Genomic DNA, 15,933 nt, shown 5'->3' with positions numbered 1-15,933 from the left:
CTAAAAAGACGTGCTCAGCCATAAACGAAACGTATGATCATCGGCACTATCTGATACTCCAGCGAGATAACCTAGTTGATACTTAATATTATCAAACTTTCCTGTATACGCGGGCCCAATAGAGTGCTCTTGCTCGTTAAAAGAACCCGTATCGCTGAGCTTGCCAAATTCATTAAACATTTCAATACCAATCCGGTCACCGCTCGTCAATTTATACATGGCGCTAGCGCGAGTTTCTAAAGTAGTACCGCCATTCGCATTTCCACCAAAGTCCCATCCTCCAATAAGGATGCCGCGAATACGCCATTTATCTGAAAGTTGCCATTGATTAGTCCAATTTATAGCAAACTTCTCAGGTCTATCGCCTTTACGTGTACGTATATCAAACCTAAGCCCACTGTCCCAATTATCAGTAGATGCATGTTTAAAGTGCCATAACAGTTCTGCTCGTAAATAATCATATTCTAGTTCTTGATTGACGTCTCTCATTTGAAGTATTAAGCGCCAACGGAAATCTTGATTGAAAGCTTGCTGATAGTGAAAACGATGGGCCCATCCATCATCGTCGCCATCCTCACCGGGTGTATAACCTAGCCTATACATGGCGGACTTGTCTTGAGGGTTTACTGTCGGTCCATGCACTCCGGATGTATTCGTTGCATGCGCAAAACAGGACCACAAAAATACACTGGCGCTCGTTAAAAGAAGCTTTAATTTCATTAAGTTAGAATCCATAACTGATACTACGTAGACGATACGCATAGAATAACAAAATGGTTCATTGAATGCGCGATGCAAACATTATCGAGTTCAGGCCCTAGTGGATTCCTGCTGGAGGCTCGAGTTCTAATTGAGACGCAATGAGAACAGCTTGGGTTCGGTTATTAATACCAAGCTTCTTGAAAATAGCGGTGACGTGAGCTTTCACTGTCGCTTCTGCAATATCTAAATTGTATCCAATTTGCTTGTTCAATAGTCCATCACGCATATAACACAGCACTTTATATTGAGATGGTGTGAGACTGGCAACTTGATCAGCAAGTTTTGAAAAGCTCTCGTCGACGGCTTCAATTTGGCCACTGATATTCTCAGGAAGCCATACTTCCCCATCCAGAATTGCGTTTACCCCATTGGCAATATCATTGCTGCTCGCCGTTTTAGGGATAAAACCTAACGCCCCGACACCGACAATTTTAGAGATAATGGCTGGATCTTCAGTACCCGATACTACAGCAACGGGTACATCAGGAAATAACTTACGAATGTGCAGTAAACCGAACAGATCCTGACTGCCCGGCATATGCAGATCGAGCAGCAACAAGTCGACGTCATTATTCTCTAAGACGTCGACTGTTTGAGATAGGTCTGACGCTTCTAACAGCGTCAGTTCAGATAAGGAACCCGATAGCGCACTCTTTAATGCATCACGATATAACGGATGATCATCAGCAATAAGCAGCGTGGTCATTTGAATTCCTTATTATCTATTCAGTCGCTCCTCAATGAGTGTATCAACAACCGACGGATCAGCCAACGTTGAAGTGTCGCCCAACTGATCGTGTTCATTGGCAGCTATCTTGCGCAAAATACGGCGCATGATTTTGCCTGAGCGGGTTTTCGGTAATCCATGCGACCATTGAATTTTATCTGGCGTCGCGATTGGGCTTAACTCTTTACGCACCCATGCTCGTAACTCTTGAGTTAACTCATCCGTCACCTCAACACCTTCGTTAGGTGTTACGTATACATAAATACCCTGCCCTTTAATGTCGTGCGGATAACCGACAACAGCTGCTTCTGCAACATCATGATGAGCGACCAGCGCACTTTCAATTTCAGCTGTACCTAGACGGTGACCTGAAACATTCAATACGTCATCGACACGCCCCGTAATCCAGTAATACCCATCTTCATCTCTACGAGCACCGTCACCGGTAAAGTACACACCGTTATAAGCACTAAAGTAAGTTTCGATAAAACGCTTATGATCGCCATATACCGTGCGCGCTTGTGCTGGCCAGCTGTCAGTAATAACCAAATTACCTTCGGCTGCGCCTTCAAGCGTATTGCCCTCGGCATCAAACATTGCGGGTTTAATACCGAATAGTGGTCGACTGGCCGAACCTGGCTTAAGTGCCGTAGCGCCAGGCAATGGTGATATCATGATGCCGCCCGTTTCCGTTTGCCACCATGTATCCACTATCGGACATTCTTCATCACCAAATAGGCGGTGATACCATTCCCACGCTTCAGGGTTAATAGGTTCACCCACTGAGCCTAAAATTTTAAGTGATGAAACATCACATCCCTCTACCGGCGCATCACCATGTGCCATCAATGCACGGATCGCGGTAGGCGCTGTGTAGAGCTGATTAACTTTGTATTTCTCTACAATTTGCGCAATACGAGTAACATCAGGATAAGTCGGGACACCTTCAAAGAAAACTTGAGTTACGGCATTCACCAATGGGCCGTAAACCATATAGCTGTGACCTGTGATCCAGCCCACATCAGCCGTACACCAATAGATATCATCAGCGTGATAATCAAACACGTACTTAAAGGTTAGTGCCGTATACAATAAATATCCGCCGGTGGTGTGCAAGACCCCTTTAGGCTTGCCGGTTGAACCTGACGTATACAGAATAAATAACGGATCTTCGGCATTCATGACTTCAGGCTCACATTGACCTGAACAATCCTCAATCAGTTCTTCCCACGACACGTCCAACTCGTTCCAACTCACATCTCCGCCAGTCAACTTGTAAACCAGTACAGAAGAAATCGATGGGCACGCACCATTAGCGAGTGCTTCATCAACGTTGGCTTTAAGAGGCACCGTGCGGCCACTGCGGCGACCTTCATCACAGGTAATGACTACTTTTGCTTCGCTGTCATTGATGCGGTCTGCGATAGCATTGGGCGAGAAGCCGCCAAAAATAACAGAATGCACCGCACCAATACGCGCACAAGCCAACATGGCATAGGCCGCCTGTGGCACCATAGGCATATAGAGTGCGACGCGGTCACCTTTACCTACACCTAGCTTTTTCAATCCATTTGCAAGTTTGCAAACTTCATAATGCAATTGCTGGTAAGTTATGACTTCTTCATTCCCCGGCGTGTCACCTTCCCACAAAATCGCCGTTTTCTTCGCATTCTTTTCCAAATGGCGGTCAATACAGTTGTAACTTGCGTTCAATTCACCGTCTTCAAACCATTTGATCGAAACATTGTCAGACGCAAAAGAGGTGTTCTTGATAATGCTCGGCTTTTTATACCATTCCAAAATCGAAGCTTGCTCAGCCCAAAATGCCTCTGGATCAGATACTGAACGTTGATACATTTCTAGGTACTGCTCATTTGTCATCAATGTATTCGCTTTTATCGAATCCGGAACCGGGTAAGTTTTAACTTCCATGGGTTTGCCTCCAGCAAAAATTATGTTTGTTGCAATCAACCAAATGTCATTGATTGACTTAAAATTAGGGTTGCTTCAACTCTAGTCTTTATTAACAAAACCAAAATGAGACTTTGGTCTTAGCGAGAACTTTTACTTAGCCCTTACCATACAAGAGTTGAGCCGAAAAACTCAACCTAAGTTTCTGGTCTTGAGCGACATACGACTTTAGTCTAATAGACGAACAGCTTATTTGCTTTTTGCAACAATTGCGCAAAATAGACTCAATGTTAACGCAATTTTTACATTGATTTAACTTTATCAAGTACTCGCAAAGGACACTACTATGAACGCTACACTCAAAAAAACTGCTGCAATTGTCACGCTCGCATGTGCTGGTGTTGGTACCTCCGCACATGCTGCCAACATTGGCGGCACTGATGTTAAATTTTCAGGCTATATAAAAGTTGACGCTATCGCCAGTAACTACAGTGATGGCACATTAGCTTCAGGCAACTTAAACCGAGACTTCTACGTTCCGGCTCTTATTCCAGTTGGGGGTAATGATGAAGGATCTCAGTTAGACATCCATGCTCGTCAATCACGTTTCCGCTTTACAACATCAACAGCAACAGATGAAGGTGACACCATCACTGGCGTACTTGAATTTGACATGCTTGCCACACCCAATGGTAATGACCGTATCAGTAGTTCATGGACTCCGCGCATCCGCCATGCATTCTTTTCTTACAAAGGCTGGACGATTGGTCAAACATGGTCAACGTTCCTAGATGTAGGTGCACTGCCTGAAACCTTAGATTTTATCGGTACTACCGACGGTACCATCTTTAACCGTCAAGCGCTGGTTAAGTACAGCTCTGGTAACTGGGAATTTGCAGCAGAAAACCCTGAAACGACTGTGACTCCCTTCGGCGGCGGCGGCCGTATCGTAGCAGATGACAATATTACACCGGATCTCGTTGCGCGCTATACATTCAAACAGGATTGGGGTTATATAAAGGTCGCAGGCTTAATGCGTCAACTTGCATACGATGACGGCGTATCAATCGATGACTCTGAAACATCATTTGGTATCAGCGTTTCAGGTAAGGTTTCTTTGGGCGGTGGTGATGACCTTCGTTTCGCGGTTAATACAGGTTCTGGCCTAGGCCGTTACATTGGCTTGAATACAGCCAATGGTGCTGTAATCAACGCGAACGGTGATTTAGAAGCCATTGATTCATTCGGTTACACCATTGCATATCGTCATATGTGGGATGATAAAACTCGCACAAATATCACATTTGCTGCGTTAGATGTTGATAATCAGACTGATTTAACCGGTACAGCCGTAACAGAGTCTACCTATAGCACGCGTATAAACTTGCTTTACTCACCAACCAAAGCCATTACCGTAGGCGCTGAATATGCATTCGCGAAACGTGAAACAGAAGGTGGTCTAGAAGGTGATATGAACCGCGTTCAGTTCTCCGCTAAATATGCATTCTAATGATGTGTAAATAAGCGTTAAGGCCGACTTGTTCGGCCTTTTTTAATTGCTTAAAAAGATAATCGACAGCGGCAACGCAAAAAACAAACCTACGATATAGCCAACGCCGTAGAGCTTGTGTTCGGCTACCTTGGTCGACAATTTGAAGCTTAAATTCAACGGTAACTCACGTAAAAACTTAATACAGAAGATGACCAATACCGCACTGACATTATAAATTAGATGAACCAGTGCAATCTGTAACGCAAGTCCTGCGTTCTCTCCGGTGATCGATAAAGCTGCAATTAACGCCGTGATACAAGTGCCGATATTGGCGCCCAAGGTAAACGGGTAAACATCCCTTGCGGTTAAAACTCCATTCCCGACCAGCGGCACCATTAATGATGTCGTCGTTGACGAGCTCTGTACTAACACTGTCACCAGCGTTCCAGACGCAATCCCCGAAACCGGACCTCGGCCAATACTATTGTTCAAAATGTCACGGGCTCGCCCAACCATAAGCGATTTCATGATGCGCCCCATGTACGTAATCGACAGGATGATCAACCCGATCCCCAATAGGATCTTAATAACGCCAGGGTAATACCCCGGTAAATCACTCAGCATAAAGGCCAAACCATCAACCACGGGGCCAGTAAGCGCTTTAATTGGATTAAAACCGGACAGGTCCGCGGTAGCACCCACAGAGAATAAGGACACAGTTGCCGCGCTGACGTGCTCTAAGAATCCGAACATGATTTCGAGCGGCAAAAATATGATCACAGCAAAGAAATTAAATAGATCGTGAATGGTTGCAGCATTAAATGCGCGTTGAAACTCGTCTTTGTTAGTGATGTGACCCAAACTGACAATGGTATTGGTAATGCTAGTGCCAATATTGGCGCCCATAATCATAGGAATTGCAATCGTGATGGGTAAACCGCCAGCAACCATGGCAACAATAATGGACGTTACTGTGCTGGACGACTGAATAAGTGCAGTGCCAACCATACCAATGACCAAGCCCATAATCGGGTTAGACGCAAATGCGAAAAGCTCTTTCGCGTGATCAGCAGTAGCACTTTTGAATCCGCTACCAATAATGCTCACAGCCGTCAGCATGACAAAGACTAGTAATGCCAACCACAGCCAACGCCGGAGTTTCTGACCACCAGACATTACCGGAAGGGAGTTTGTGGCTAATTCGTCGCCCAGAGAGCTGCTGACTGTCGTTTGGGTCATAATTTGATACTCGCACCACATTATTCGTAACGCTTAATCCGCTAAGGCTAGAACAATTTAATGACGCTTTTATTACTAAGGCAAAAATCGGGCGGATCGTGCCATAGTTTGACCCAGTTAAAAATCGAATCTTACAAGCTGTCTGTCAGTATTTTTCGAACTAATGCAGAAATTAGAACGGAGTCGGGAAGCGTTTCAATATTGCCTCTATCGCCTGCAAATTGTCTTGGCTGAGGGTAATAGAAAAAGCTTCAATATTTTCATGGAGTTGCGACGTTGAGGTAGCGCCAATTATCGTCGAGCTAACACCATCGACTTGTCGACACCATGCAAGTGCCAGTTGACTTGGGGTAATGCCGATTTGTTTTGCCAGCGCGACGTATTCTTCAACGGCTCGCTGTGACATCTCAGTGTCTCTAAATAATCCTTGCCGTTGAACCATTGTCCAGCGGCTTCCTTGGGGTCTTGCACCGCGTAAATATTTACCCGACAACGCACCGCCTGCTAGCGGCGACCAAGGTAAATAGGCGATGTTTTCAAACTCACACATTTCGATTAAATAAGGCCAATCCTTAGCGTGCAGCAAACTGAACTCATTTTGAATAGAGACGGGTTTGGGCACATTCAATTCTTCACACAACTTCAGGAATGTTGAAATGCCCCATGGCGTATCATCTGATAATCCCCAGTGACGAATTTTGCCTTGGCCTATTGCTTCACCCAATGCGATAACGATTTCACGCATGCGATCGCGCTCTTGCTCTGCATCTGTTTTGCTGGCCCGCACTTTATTCGGCCAATGCTTACCAAAGTGCGGTGAAGTTCTGTTCGGCCAATGCAATTGGTAAACATCGATATAGTCTGACTGCAAACGTTGCAAAGAGTCCGCAATTGCCGATTTGATTGATGAGGCGTTTATAATGCCTCCATCTCGTATGTAAGTAAGCCCAGGCCCTGCAATTTTAGTCATGATAATCAATTGGCTGCGCAGGTGTGGATGACGTTTGAGCCAATCACCGATAATGCGTTCAGTATCGCCATAGGTTTCTTGGTTTGGCGGAACGGGATACATTTCAGCAGTATCGATAAAATTGATCCCAGCATCTAACGCTATTTGGATTTGTGCATCGGCGTCTGATTGCGTGTTCTGAATGCCCCAAGTCATTGAACCTAAACATATCTCTGAGACCGAAAGCGAACTACTGCCAAGTGGATTGAATTGCATGGATCTTTGCCTTATCTAAAAATGCAACTGCGTTAAGTAATACAATACCCAGTGCTATGGATTTGCGATCAAGAAATTGTTTCTACCTTGCTGCTTAACTTGATACATGGTGGCGTCAGCTTTAACCAACAACTCTTCCAGTGACTTCGCATGCATCGGCGCACTGACAATACCAATACTGGCGCCAACCTTACAGGTAATAGTGTCGCTGATCAGCATGGGCGAGCTGATGTCTTGTAAAACCAATGTAGCCAATGACGCGATAGAATCCCGATCAAAACTACTATGCTTAAAGCCAATCACAAATTCATCACCGCCCCAGCGCACACAAACATCCAAGTTCATATTAAAGTGTCGACGTAGGCGACGAGCCACCAAAACCAACACTTCATCACCTACATCATGACCGTAGGTATCATTGATCGGTTTGAATTTATCTAAGTCGATCATCATTAAAATAAAGGTCGAGTCTTGAGCCAATGCGGAATCCAATAACCCAGCGAGAGCCGCTTCACCAGAACGCCGGTTTTGCAGCTGCGTCAAAGAATCATGATCGGCTTCAAACCGTGTTTCTTGTTCCCTATGGATGCGCTCAGTTACGTCATAGGCGATGATTTCAATTAATAGCTCCTGCCCCAATCGGCGTTTAACACGCTGATCGCTCAGCTTTGCAAACAAGCAATGTAACCAACGCCGTTGACCTTCAAACTCGTATTCCAAATCCATGCTGATCTGGCCGAGCGGATCTTTTGACCTCAACTGCTCTAATGTTGTCGCGACATGTTGGCTATCCGAAAACAAGCGAGTGACATCTACCATTTCAGGGTTGGTGCTGAACAATGCACGCATGGCAGGGTTTAAGGTTAGAAAATTATTATTCTGATCGACTAAGCCAATACCTGCGCTCGCTTGTTCGAAGATCAATCTGAAGCGCTGCTCTAGGGTTTGGGTTCTTTCACGCAAAATACGCTCGGTCTGGAGGTTTTGCTTTAACGCTATCATCAAAGCATTTATGCCATTAACCAAAACACCTAACTCGTCTCGACGACGATAGCCAATATCAATGGTCTCCATGGTTGCAGGTACATTTGGGTCTACTCGAGAAAAGCCCTGCGTTAAGTCTTTAATAGGGCGCGTTAGGCGGCGATGAACAAGCAATGAAACAAAGACTGCGATCAATAGACTCAGGAAAATCATGGTCAGCGCATTTTGCAAACTGAATGCCTGTGCCTGCTCCTGAATATATTCTTCATTGGCAAACACGGTAAGCTCACCCAACACTTCATCATTTGAAAAAGGGTGGACCAATGGGATGGATATTCGCCGTCCAGACTGCACCAGACCGCCAGCTTTAACTGCCATCGCCTCAAAATTCACTATTGACGCTGCACTGACAAGATTGTTTGACACCAGGCCATTGACTATTTCCATAGCCAGATCTTCGTCCTCTAAATAGGCAGCTATGGCGGCTGTTTTAGTAGTGCTGTTAGCTAGTTGATTGACTAGTTTGGTGTTTAGCGCATCTTGTTGATTTAAATTGTACCAATAGGTAAATCCCGCTGTTACAAAAGATAACAGCAAGGCAATGATAGCAATTGCAATAGCTACTCGTAGGTATAATTTCTGGCTGCTACGCAAATCAAATAACGCCTAAAATACAGTCGATACACCTAAGTGTATAACATTCATGCGATGAGGTGTTGCCTTTAAGGCTGGATCATCATTTCCCATCAACCCTGTTCCGGGTGACTCCAAACGGATATGATCTAGTTGAAACTTCAACGCCCATTCATCGGCGAAATCCCATCTCACTCCAGCACTAATCGTATTCTGATCAGAGTATGAATCGGTAATTGATATATCAGCGACTGCAGCTAAAGTGACTATTCCGCTGGTGACCTCTGGTGGTAAACCCGCAGGGAGTGTTGGGGCGACAACGCGAGTAGCCGGATCTTTGGGCTCATAACCCGCATACATCACGTAAGGGATCCAGTTATCAATGTAATATCCTAAAGATAGATATCCAAAGGTGGCGCTTGGGAACAACACCCAATCCGAATTGTAGTGTGCGACCTCGCCTTGTACTTGCCAAGTAAAGTTATCAAACTTCATGCCCAGTGCAGAGAAAGATGCTCGTTCACCATTGGGCTCAAAGGAATCAATAATCGAGGGGATTTCAGGCCAAAGGGCAACCGGTACTTGTTCTATCAAAGCAACAAAACTATCAAAACCAGCATATTCGAAATCATTGGTTTCTCCGATGGCATGTGTCGCTTTAAATTGCCACGAACCTTTTTGAAACTCTATGCTCAGTGCTATTGCCTGTTCAAAGTCAACTCGCAAGCGGCCACTTTCACCATCAAGACGCGCCTCTGACTCCCCGAGAAATAAAGCTGTTTTTAAATAACCTTGCCAAATATCGATAGCATATTGTAAATCAATGCCATCTACACTCGCGGCTATAGAGGAAGCTGAATAAAAATCGACAGGAGGACGTGCCCAAAGGTAAGCATAACCAACGGATCGGTAGTCGGATAACATAAAGAAATTACTGTCCATCCTGCCGACTCTTAGCGCCCAATTGCGATCAAACTTGTAACGTAAAAACGCCTTGTCGATAAAGTTTTCTAACGTCGAGTCAGCTCTATCTTGTATAACCAATTGACCAACCGCATCCCAATGTTCATTAAAATCAACGTTAACTTGACCGCCTACTATAGAATCTGCGGCCAATGTAAAACCATCACGAACCTCGTGGATCAGCGTACTACGAAATTTTAATTCATCATGATCTTCATAGGTTGCAGCTAGTGTGGCGAATCCATTGAAAGAAACATCCACAGCGCGAGCGGCACTGGCAAAACAGGCTAGGCTAATAGCCCAGAGCATCAAAGCGGTCACTGCATAAAACCGGACCGTGCTATTGCTGTTGAAATTGATAAACAATTCTCATCTCCGGTGTAACAAGCTCTCGTTCAACATACGCTAACCCTGAATACTCAGTTGATAGCAATGTCACTACTTCATCAGAAGAATCTGTTTCAATTGGGGGTTTAGCGCGCCCAGAAAAAAGTAGTCGCGACCAGTAAGATTTAATTTTACGCTCATCTTGATTTACGAGCATTTGGTAAAAACGTTGCTTAATTTCTGAATTGGCGGGGAAATCTATTGGCTTTGCAGGCTCACCATTTGGGAAGCTAACATAACGCCCCATATAGATATCAATAACTTCTTTCTTTGTAAGCTCTTCAACCGCACTATTTTTATTAACTACCACCACTAAATCAGACCCGTACCCCTTACCGAGCAAACAAAGACTCACAACACACGCTAATAAGTATATGTGAGTAAGCTTTTTTAACCCTGTAAGAACAGACTTCATGATAATCAACTGTAAGGATTTAGGTGGCACTTTATATGCCGTGAATAATAAACTAAGGGGGCTATTTTTTCCAATTTCACACCTCTCGACTTAAGTGTAAAGCCATCCCCCAAAACCAACTTTTAATTAATATTTACAGATAGTTAAGCGAACTATCACGATTAAAAAGGTTATTCATCAGGACTATTTAGTTGCTTTTATATATTCTCAAAATTCATAGTGGACATGAGGCTAAAAGTAGTATTGGTTGGATTCGAGTTTTGAGTTGACTGTTCGTGCCATTTCCGGATCGTCAGAAATCAGTGGTTGAACGATCCCTATGTACGTAAACCGGAAGTTGGCAAAAAGTAAACTTAGGTTCAGCAATGAGCGAATTATAGTCAGAAACTCCGCTTTGGCAGTCGGCTCAACGCTTCAAAGCGGTCATTGCAAACGCGACCATAAAGTACGCCTTCTTCTAGCGAGAGCCTACTTTTTCGCTTTGTAGCTCAGCAGATTATTTAAAGTTTTGTTGCAACCATTTTGAAATTACAAGCAACACCTGTTCATCTATGGTTGTCTCAATTTGTCTATATTCGTCTGTAGAGCCTGTTGTTGCTGGTTGGAATAAATGATTCAAGTCTGTAAATATATGACTTTCAACATCAGCATTGTCACTATTCACTGCGTCAACGATCCCCATGACATTCTCATTCGCAGGCACTTGGGAGTCCTTGCTACCATTTAGAACCAATGCTTTACCCGCATATTGGTTCCAATATGGGATAGGGTTTTGCTGTAAAAATGTGTAGAAAGAGTCACTTTCTGCTGAAGCAATACTGAGTGTTCCATTTTGTTTATTGACCCATTTAGCTACAGTCTCAGCCTCTTTGCCTGTTAAGCTATCATAAAGCGCTATCGCCTTTTCTTTGCGCTCAGCAGCAGAGGGGGTACTTAATACCATAGCGTAAAAACGCTGACTGAATTGCAGCAATACATCAGTCTCTTCTTTTGTTGCCCCTTTGGCCTTAGGTTCGGTCTGGTCCTGGAGTAGCAATATATCTAATACAGACATACCTGGACCCGCTAAAGAGACAACCCCCTGAACTAGCTCTTTGTCTGCTGCCATGATTGACACTAGACTTCCCTCACTATGACCGACGAGGATAATGTTGTTAGCGTCTACACTGTTTTGCGATTTTAGGAATCGCACGGCTGCCTGAGTATCGAGTACTAAGTTACTTAAACTGGCATCCTCAAAATTCCCTGCTGATTTATAAACGCCTCGTTTGTCAGAGCGCAAAACAACATAGCCAAGTCTTGTGAAGTGGTCTGCTAACACTTTGAACGTTCTGTGTCCTGCATGATAAGAGTCTCTATGATTGGGGCCAGAGCCAGCAACTAAGACGATGCCAGGGTGACTTTTTGTACCTTTGGGAGTTGTCAGGGTGCCCGATAGCCAAGTACCATCGTGTTTATTTTGATACGCAACCTCTTGCTGAATGTAGTCATTGGTATCTTTAGGTGTCTGACTTCTTTCAATCTCAGGTAATTCTTTGACTTTTTGCAAATTCAATTCAAATACGCTTTCACCCTGATGAAACTTTGTAGCAATGAAGTTTTGATTTTTGACAACATTACCCACAACACTTATTGGTGCATTTGCCATTTGCAGAGTAAACACGTCATTTTTGATGTTTACACTTGAAACTAGCATATACCTAGCTCCCTGATCTAAGCTTGCAATATTGCCCCCCCATTGATTGTCAGCCTTTTTGAATACTTCAATTCCAATTCGAAGAGAAGGACCATCAGGTATATTCATAGTGCCTAACCATGAGCCTTTAACATCTTCAAGGGTAACAGCGGCTAAAGACATCTTACTAAATAACGCTATTACGAATATGAAACACACTTGCTTGATTATTAATCTATTCATCCCATTTACCTTTCATTATATTTGGACATTTACCTTGTATTGCTAGGTAAGTGTAAATAGGAAATCAGAGCATAGCAATGCTATGCATAGTGTTATAATGTAATTTGTATGTATTTAGTCCTGAATCAAATAACAAAGCCATATTAAACAGTCAGTTACAGACTTTTCATGTTATTTTTTAAAAGTGTAAGTGGATATTGCAATGCGTACTGGGTAGCTATACTATGTATTTTTAAATAAAGACATAAGAGACTTCAAGTTTATGGAGTCAGACAAAATCATTGAGCGATGGGTGCCGCAGTTTCGAAAAGGGCTGCTGGAATTCATTATTCTACTTAGACTTCAGCAAGGCAGTACTTATGGTTATGAGTTGGCCGTGCAAATAAAAGAAGTCACTTCAATTGAAGTTGCCGAAGGTACATTGTATCCATTGCTGAATCGTTTAAAGAGAGATGGCCTGGTGACCTCAGAATGGCAAACCGCTGAAGTTGGTTCGCCTAGAAAGTACTACGAGATAACTCCGTTAGGCTTGGAAACGTTAACGAAGATGAAGAACACATGGACGCAAACTCATAACTCAATTTTAAATTTGGTGATGCAATCATGAATAATGTATTTCCGATTCAAAGTGAAACTGCGAAAAAAGTGTGGAATAACTTTGACCGTGAGTTAATTCACAAGCTTAAGTCACTACCTCTCGAAGAGAGAACGGATATTCGGCTAGAAATCCTCAGCCATTTGTATGAGTCGTTAATTAAAGGTCCTGCTGATAAAACTGAGTTGCGGAATAGTCAAAGCGAAGAGGTTCGACTTATCAATGCCATTTCAAATCTGGGTTCACCAGACGAATATTTAGAACCTTTGATTGCTGATATTTTGCTTTACCAAAAAGCATCCAAAGGTCATCCTGGCGCAATCTTAAAAGGGCTTCAATCCAGCGCTAAAAAGGGTTTAGTTCATGCATTGGCTACTTTGGTTTTAGGGATGGGGTATTTTTGGGTGATCATGATCTTCATTATGTCGTTGATGCATATTGCCGATCCTGATATTGGAATTTGGTACTACCCGACAGGGGAAGTCTCATTGTCATTTTCGGCACAGCCTGGCGCCACACAATGGCTTCCAGGCTGGTTCTCTTTAGTGGGTATCGTGAGCAGTACAATTGCCTACTGGGCGCTAAGCAAAGTTTTAAGTTACTTTATTGCAAGAATGAAATAACCCTATTTCATTAGATTGGCTTCTCAGTGTGCAAAGGATTTTGCCATTGATCTACTGACCTTTGTGCTGGAAAAATCCATTCCCCCAAGGTCCGGTTTACGGCCAAAGATGGGTTCTCGACTATAATTCGCTCGCTGCTGACCTACCAACATTTGCACAAAACAACGCAGTTACTTATTTCCGGGTAATAGCCACTTCCAACTCCAGAATGCAAATAGCCAAAGAACTGTAAACTTACAAGTCAGTTCAAATCGATGATTCTGTCCCCAATCAAAACAATTCGATTGTATTTGACGCCAAGCAGGGCGCGGTGCCACGGATGGGAGTTAGCGATGAACCTTTGCGCAAAAGGCGAGCGTCGAGGAGCTAAAGCTAAACGACAGACACAAAAAAGGCGCTACAAGAGCGCCTTTTTCAATTTCTAGTGTTCTCTAGATATGAACGATTAGTCCAAAATCTTAGATACAACACCCGCACCTACTGTACGGCCACCTTCACGGATTGCGAAGCGTAAACCTTCGTCCATCGCGATTGGTGCAATTAGCTCTACAACAAACTTCAAGTTGTCGCCTGGCATTACCATTTCTACGCCTTCTGGCAACTCAACAGCACCAGTAACGTCAGTTGTACGGAAGTAGAACTGTGGACGGTAGCCTTTGAAGAATGGCGTGTGACGGCCACCTTCGTCTTTGCTTAGTACGTATACTTCTGCTTCAAACTTAGTGTGTGGAGTGATTGAACCTGGCTTCGCCAATACTTGGCCACGCTCTACTTCGTCACGCTTAGTACCACGTAGTAGAACACCAACGTTCTCACCTGCACGGCCTTCGTCTAGAAGCTTACGGAACATCTCTACACCAGTACAAGTCGTCTTCGTCGTCTCTTTGATACCAACGATTTCTACTTCTNATTGGTGCAATTAGCTCTACAACAAACTTCAAGTTGTCGCCTGGCATTACCATTTCTACGCCTTCTGGCAACTCAACAGCACCAGTAACGTCAGTTGTACGGAAGTAGAACTGTGGACGGTAGCCTTTGAAGAATGGCGTGTGACGGCCACCTTCGTCTTTAGACAATACGTATACTTCTGCTTCGAACTTAGTGTGTGGAGTGATTGAACCTGGCTTCGCCAATACTTGGCCACGCTCTACTTCGTCACGCTTAGTACCACGTAGTAGAACACCAACGTTCTCACCTGCACGGCCTTCGTCTAGAAGCTTACGGAACATCTCTACACCAGTACAAGTCGTCTTCGTAGTCTCTTTGATACCTACGATTTCTACTTCTTCACCAACTTTTACGATACCTTGCTCTACACGACCTGTTACAACAGTACCACGGCCTGAGATTGAGAATACGTCTTCGATTGGCAAAATGAATGGCTTATCAATCGCACGCTCTGGCTCTGGAATGTATGAATCCAATGCTTCGCCTAGCTCGATAATCTTCGCTTCCCACGCAGCATCGCCTTCTAGCGCTTTAAGAGCTGAACCTTGGATTACTGGTAAGTCATCACCTGGGAATTCATACTCAGACAACAATTCACGTACTTCCATTTCTACTAGCTCTAGAAGCTCTTCATCATCAACCATGTCACATTTGTTCATGAATACGATGATGTAAGGTACACCTACCTGACGACCTAATAGGATGTGCTCACGAGTTTGTGGCATAGGGCCGTCTGTCGCCGCTACTACCAAAATCGCGCCGTCCATCTGTGCAGCACCAGTGATCATGTTTTTAACATAGTCAGCGTGCCCTGGGCAGTCTACGTGTGCGTAGTGACGTGTTGGAGTGTCATACTCTACGTGTGAAGTCGCGATTGTGATACCACGCTCACGCTCTTCTGGTGCGTTATCGATTTGATCGAATGCTTGTGCACTACCGCCATAAGTTTTAGCTAGTACAGTAGTGATTGCTGCAGTTAGCGTAGTTTTACCGTGGTCAACGTGGCCGATTGTACCAACGTTAACGTGCGGTTTCGTACGTTCAAACTTTTCTTTTGCCATTTTTCTCGCTTCCTAAATTAAAGTCCGACCCAACATAGACCGGACCGAAC

The 15,933-nt window shown here is 44.1% G+C and carries 13 protein-coding genes and 1 pseudogene; 3 read left to right on the top strand and 11 right to left on the bottom strand.

From position 1 onward, the window contains the following. From CSH93_RS13065 to acs, 3 genes are all read right to left on the bottom strand, one after another. Positions 1-720, bottom strand: coding sequence for a hypothetical protein (locus CSH93_RS13065; RefSeq protein WP_100643700.1), 720 nt, complete (start codon positions 718-720; stop codon positions 1-3). Between the two features lie 97 nt (positions 721-817). Then, positions 818-1,468 (bottom strand): response regulator transcription factor, encoded by a 651-nt coding sequence (locus CSH93_RS13060; RefSeq protein ID WP_100643699.1) that lies wholly within the window; start codon positions 1,466-1,468, stop codon positions 818-820. Between the two features lie 12 nt (positions 1,469-1,480). Next, entirely contained in the window at positions 1,481-3,421 is a 1,941-nt protein-coding gene (gene acs, locus CSH93_RS13055) for an acetate--CoA ligase (protein WP_100643698.1), read from the bottom strand. 325 nt (positions 3,422-3,746) lie between these two features. Here acs and CSH93_RS13050 point away from each other — a divergent pair, with 325 nt between their 5' ends. Then, a complete protein-coding gene (locus CSH93_RS13050) occupies positions 3,747-4,910 on the top strand; it encodes a DcaP family trimeric outer membrane transporter (RefSeq protein ID WP_100643697.1) in 1,164 nt (387 codons plus the stop codon). Between the two features lie 42 nt (positions 4,911-4,952). Here the strand turns inward: CSH93_RS13050 and CSH93_RS13045 are convergent, their stop codons facing one another. The 6 genes from CSH93_RS13045 to CSH93_RS13020 form a co-directional block, all read right to left on the bottom strand. After that, on the bottom strand, positions 4,953-6,068 hold the full coding sequence (locus tag CSH93_RS13045; RefSeq protein ID WP_240615611.1) for a Na/Pi symporter: 1,116 nt from the start codon (positions 6,066-6,068) through the stop codon (positions 4,953-4,955). Between the two features lie 235 nt (positions 6,069-6,303). Further along, entirely contained in the window at positions 6,304-7,356 is a 1,053-nt protein-coding gene (locus tag CSH93_RS13040; protein ID WP_100643696.1) for an aldo/keto reductase, read from the bottom strand. A 54-nt stretch (positions 7,357-7,410) separates the two neighbouring features. Beyond that, entirely contained in the window at positions 7,411-8,994 is a 1,584-nt protein-coding gene (locus CSH93_RS13035; RefSeq protein ID WP_100643695.1) for a diguanylate cyclase domain-containing protein, read from the bottom strand. A gap of 12 nt (positions 8,995-9,006) precedes the next feature. Then, on the bottom strand, positions 9,007-10,245 hold the full coding sequence (locus tag CSH93_RS13030; RefSeq protein ID WP_124748977.1) for a porin family protein: 1,239 nt from the start codon (positions 10,243-10,245) through the stop codon (positions 9,007-9,009). Between the two features lie 31 nt (positions 10,246-10,276). After that, positions 10,277-10,738 carry a type 2 periplasmic-binding domain-containing protein gene (locus CSH93_RS13025; protein ID WP_240615599.1) on the bottom strand — a complete coding sequence of 154 codons (462 nt, stop codon included), beginning with the start codon at positions 10,736-10,738 and terminating at the stop codon, positions 10,277-10,279. Positions 10,739-11,234: 496 nt separating this feature from the next. Beyond that, complete coding sequence (locus tag CSH93_RS13020) at positions 11,235-12,656, bottom strand: alpha/beta hydrolase family protein (protein ID WP_100643693.1); 1,422 nt, start codon at positions 12,654-12,656, stop codon at positions 11,235-11,237. Between the two features lie 262 nt (positions 12,657-12,918). Between CSH93_RS13020 and CSH93_RS13015 the strand changes: the two genes are divergently transcribed. Both CSH93_RS13015 and CSH93_RS13010 read left to right on the top strand, forming a co-directional pair. Further along, a complete protein-coding gene (locus CSH93_RS13015) occupies positions 12,919-13,263 on the top strand; it encodes a PadR family transcriptional regulator (RefSeq protein WP_100643692.1) in 345 nt (114 codons plus the stop codon). Next, positions 13,260-13,874 carry a hypothetical protein gene (locus tag CSH93_RS13010; RefSeq protein WP_100643691.1) on the top strand — a complete coding sequence of 205 codons (615 nt, stop codon included), beginning with the start codon at positions 13,260-13,262 and terminating at the stop codon, positions 13,872-13,874. The genes CSH93_RS13015 and CSH93_RS13010 overlap by 4 nt, the downstream gene beginning before the upstream one ends. 445 nt (positions 13,875-14,319) lie before the next feature. Here the strand turns inward: CSH93_RS13010 and CSH93_RS13005 are convergent, their stop codons facing one another. Further along, positions 14,320-14,724, bottom strand: coding sequence for an EF-Tu C-terminal domain-related protein (locus CSH93_RS13005; RefSeq protein WP_420807257.1), 405 nt, complete (start codon positions 14,722-14,724; stop codon positions 14,320-14,322). A gap of 61 nt (positions 14,725-14,785) precedes the next feature. Then, positions 14,786-15,883, bottom strand: a pseudogene (gene tuf / locus CSH93_RS13000) (elongation factor Tu); the annotation flags it as partial. Between the last annotated feature and the right edge of the window lie 50 nt (positions 15,884-15,933).

The organism is Neoalteromonas facilis (genome assembly GCF_002807665.1).
In the GTDB taxonomy this organism is placed as follows: Bacteria; Pseudomonadota; Gammaproteobacteria; order Enterobacterales; family Alteromonadaceae; genus Alteromonas_E; species Alteromonas_E facilis.
The sequence above is the reverse complement of the archived record's forward strand: the minus strand, read 5'-3'. Positions and strand labels throughout refer to the sequence as shown.

Coding starts and splice junctions, on each gene's coding strand:
- CSH93_RS13005 (WP_420807257.1), bottom strand. CDS start 14,724: ATGTTCCGTAAGCTTCTAGACGAAGGCCGTGCAGGTGAGAACGTTGGT.
- CSH93_RS13020 (WP_100643693.1), bottom strand. CDS start 12,656: ATGAATAGATTAATAATCAAGCAAGTGTGTTTCATATTCGTAATAGCG.
- CSH93_RS13045 (WP_240615611.1), bottom strand. CDS start 6,068: ATGTCTGGTGGTCAGAAACTCCGGCGTTGGCTGTGGTTGGCATTACTA.
- CSH93_RS13060 (WP_100643699.1), bottom strand. CDS start 1,468: ATGACCACGCTGCTTATTGCTGATGATCATCCGTTATATCGTGATGCA.
- CSH93_RS13040 (WP_100643696.1), bottom strand. CDS start 7,356: ATGCAATTCAATCCACTTGGCAGTAGTTCGCTTTCGGTCTCAGAGATA.
- CSH93_RS13015 (WP_100643692.1), top strand. CDS start 12,919: ATGGAGTCAGACAAAATCATTGAGCGATGGGTGCCGCAGTTTCGAAAA.
- CSH93_RS13030 (WP_124748977.1), bottom strand. CDS start 10,245: ATGCTCTGGGCTATTAGCCTAGCCTGTTTTGCCAGTGCCGCTCGCGCT.
- acs (WP_100643698.1), bottom strand. CDS start 3,421: ATGGAAGTTAAAACTTACCCGGTTCCGGATTCGATAAAAGCGAATACA.
- CSH93_RS13025 (WP_240615599.1), bottom strand. CDS start 10,738: ATGAAGTCTGTTCTTACAGGGTTAAAAAAGCTTACTCACATATACTTA.
- CSH93_RS13065 (WP_100643700.1), bottom strand. CDS start 720: ATGAAATTAAAGCTTCTTTTAACGAGCGCCAGTGTATTTTTGTGGTCC.
- CSH93_RS13010 (WP_100643691.1), top strand. CDS start 13,260: ATGAATAATGTATTTCCGATTCAAAGTGAAACTGCGAAAAAAGTGTGG.
- CSH93_RS13050 (WP_100643697.1), top strand. CDS start 3,747: ATGAACGCTACACTCAAAAAAACTGCTGCAATTGTCACGCTCGCATGT.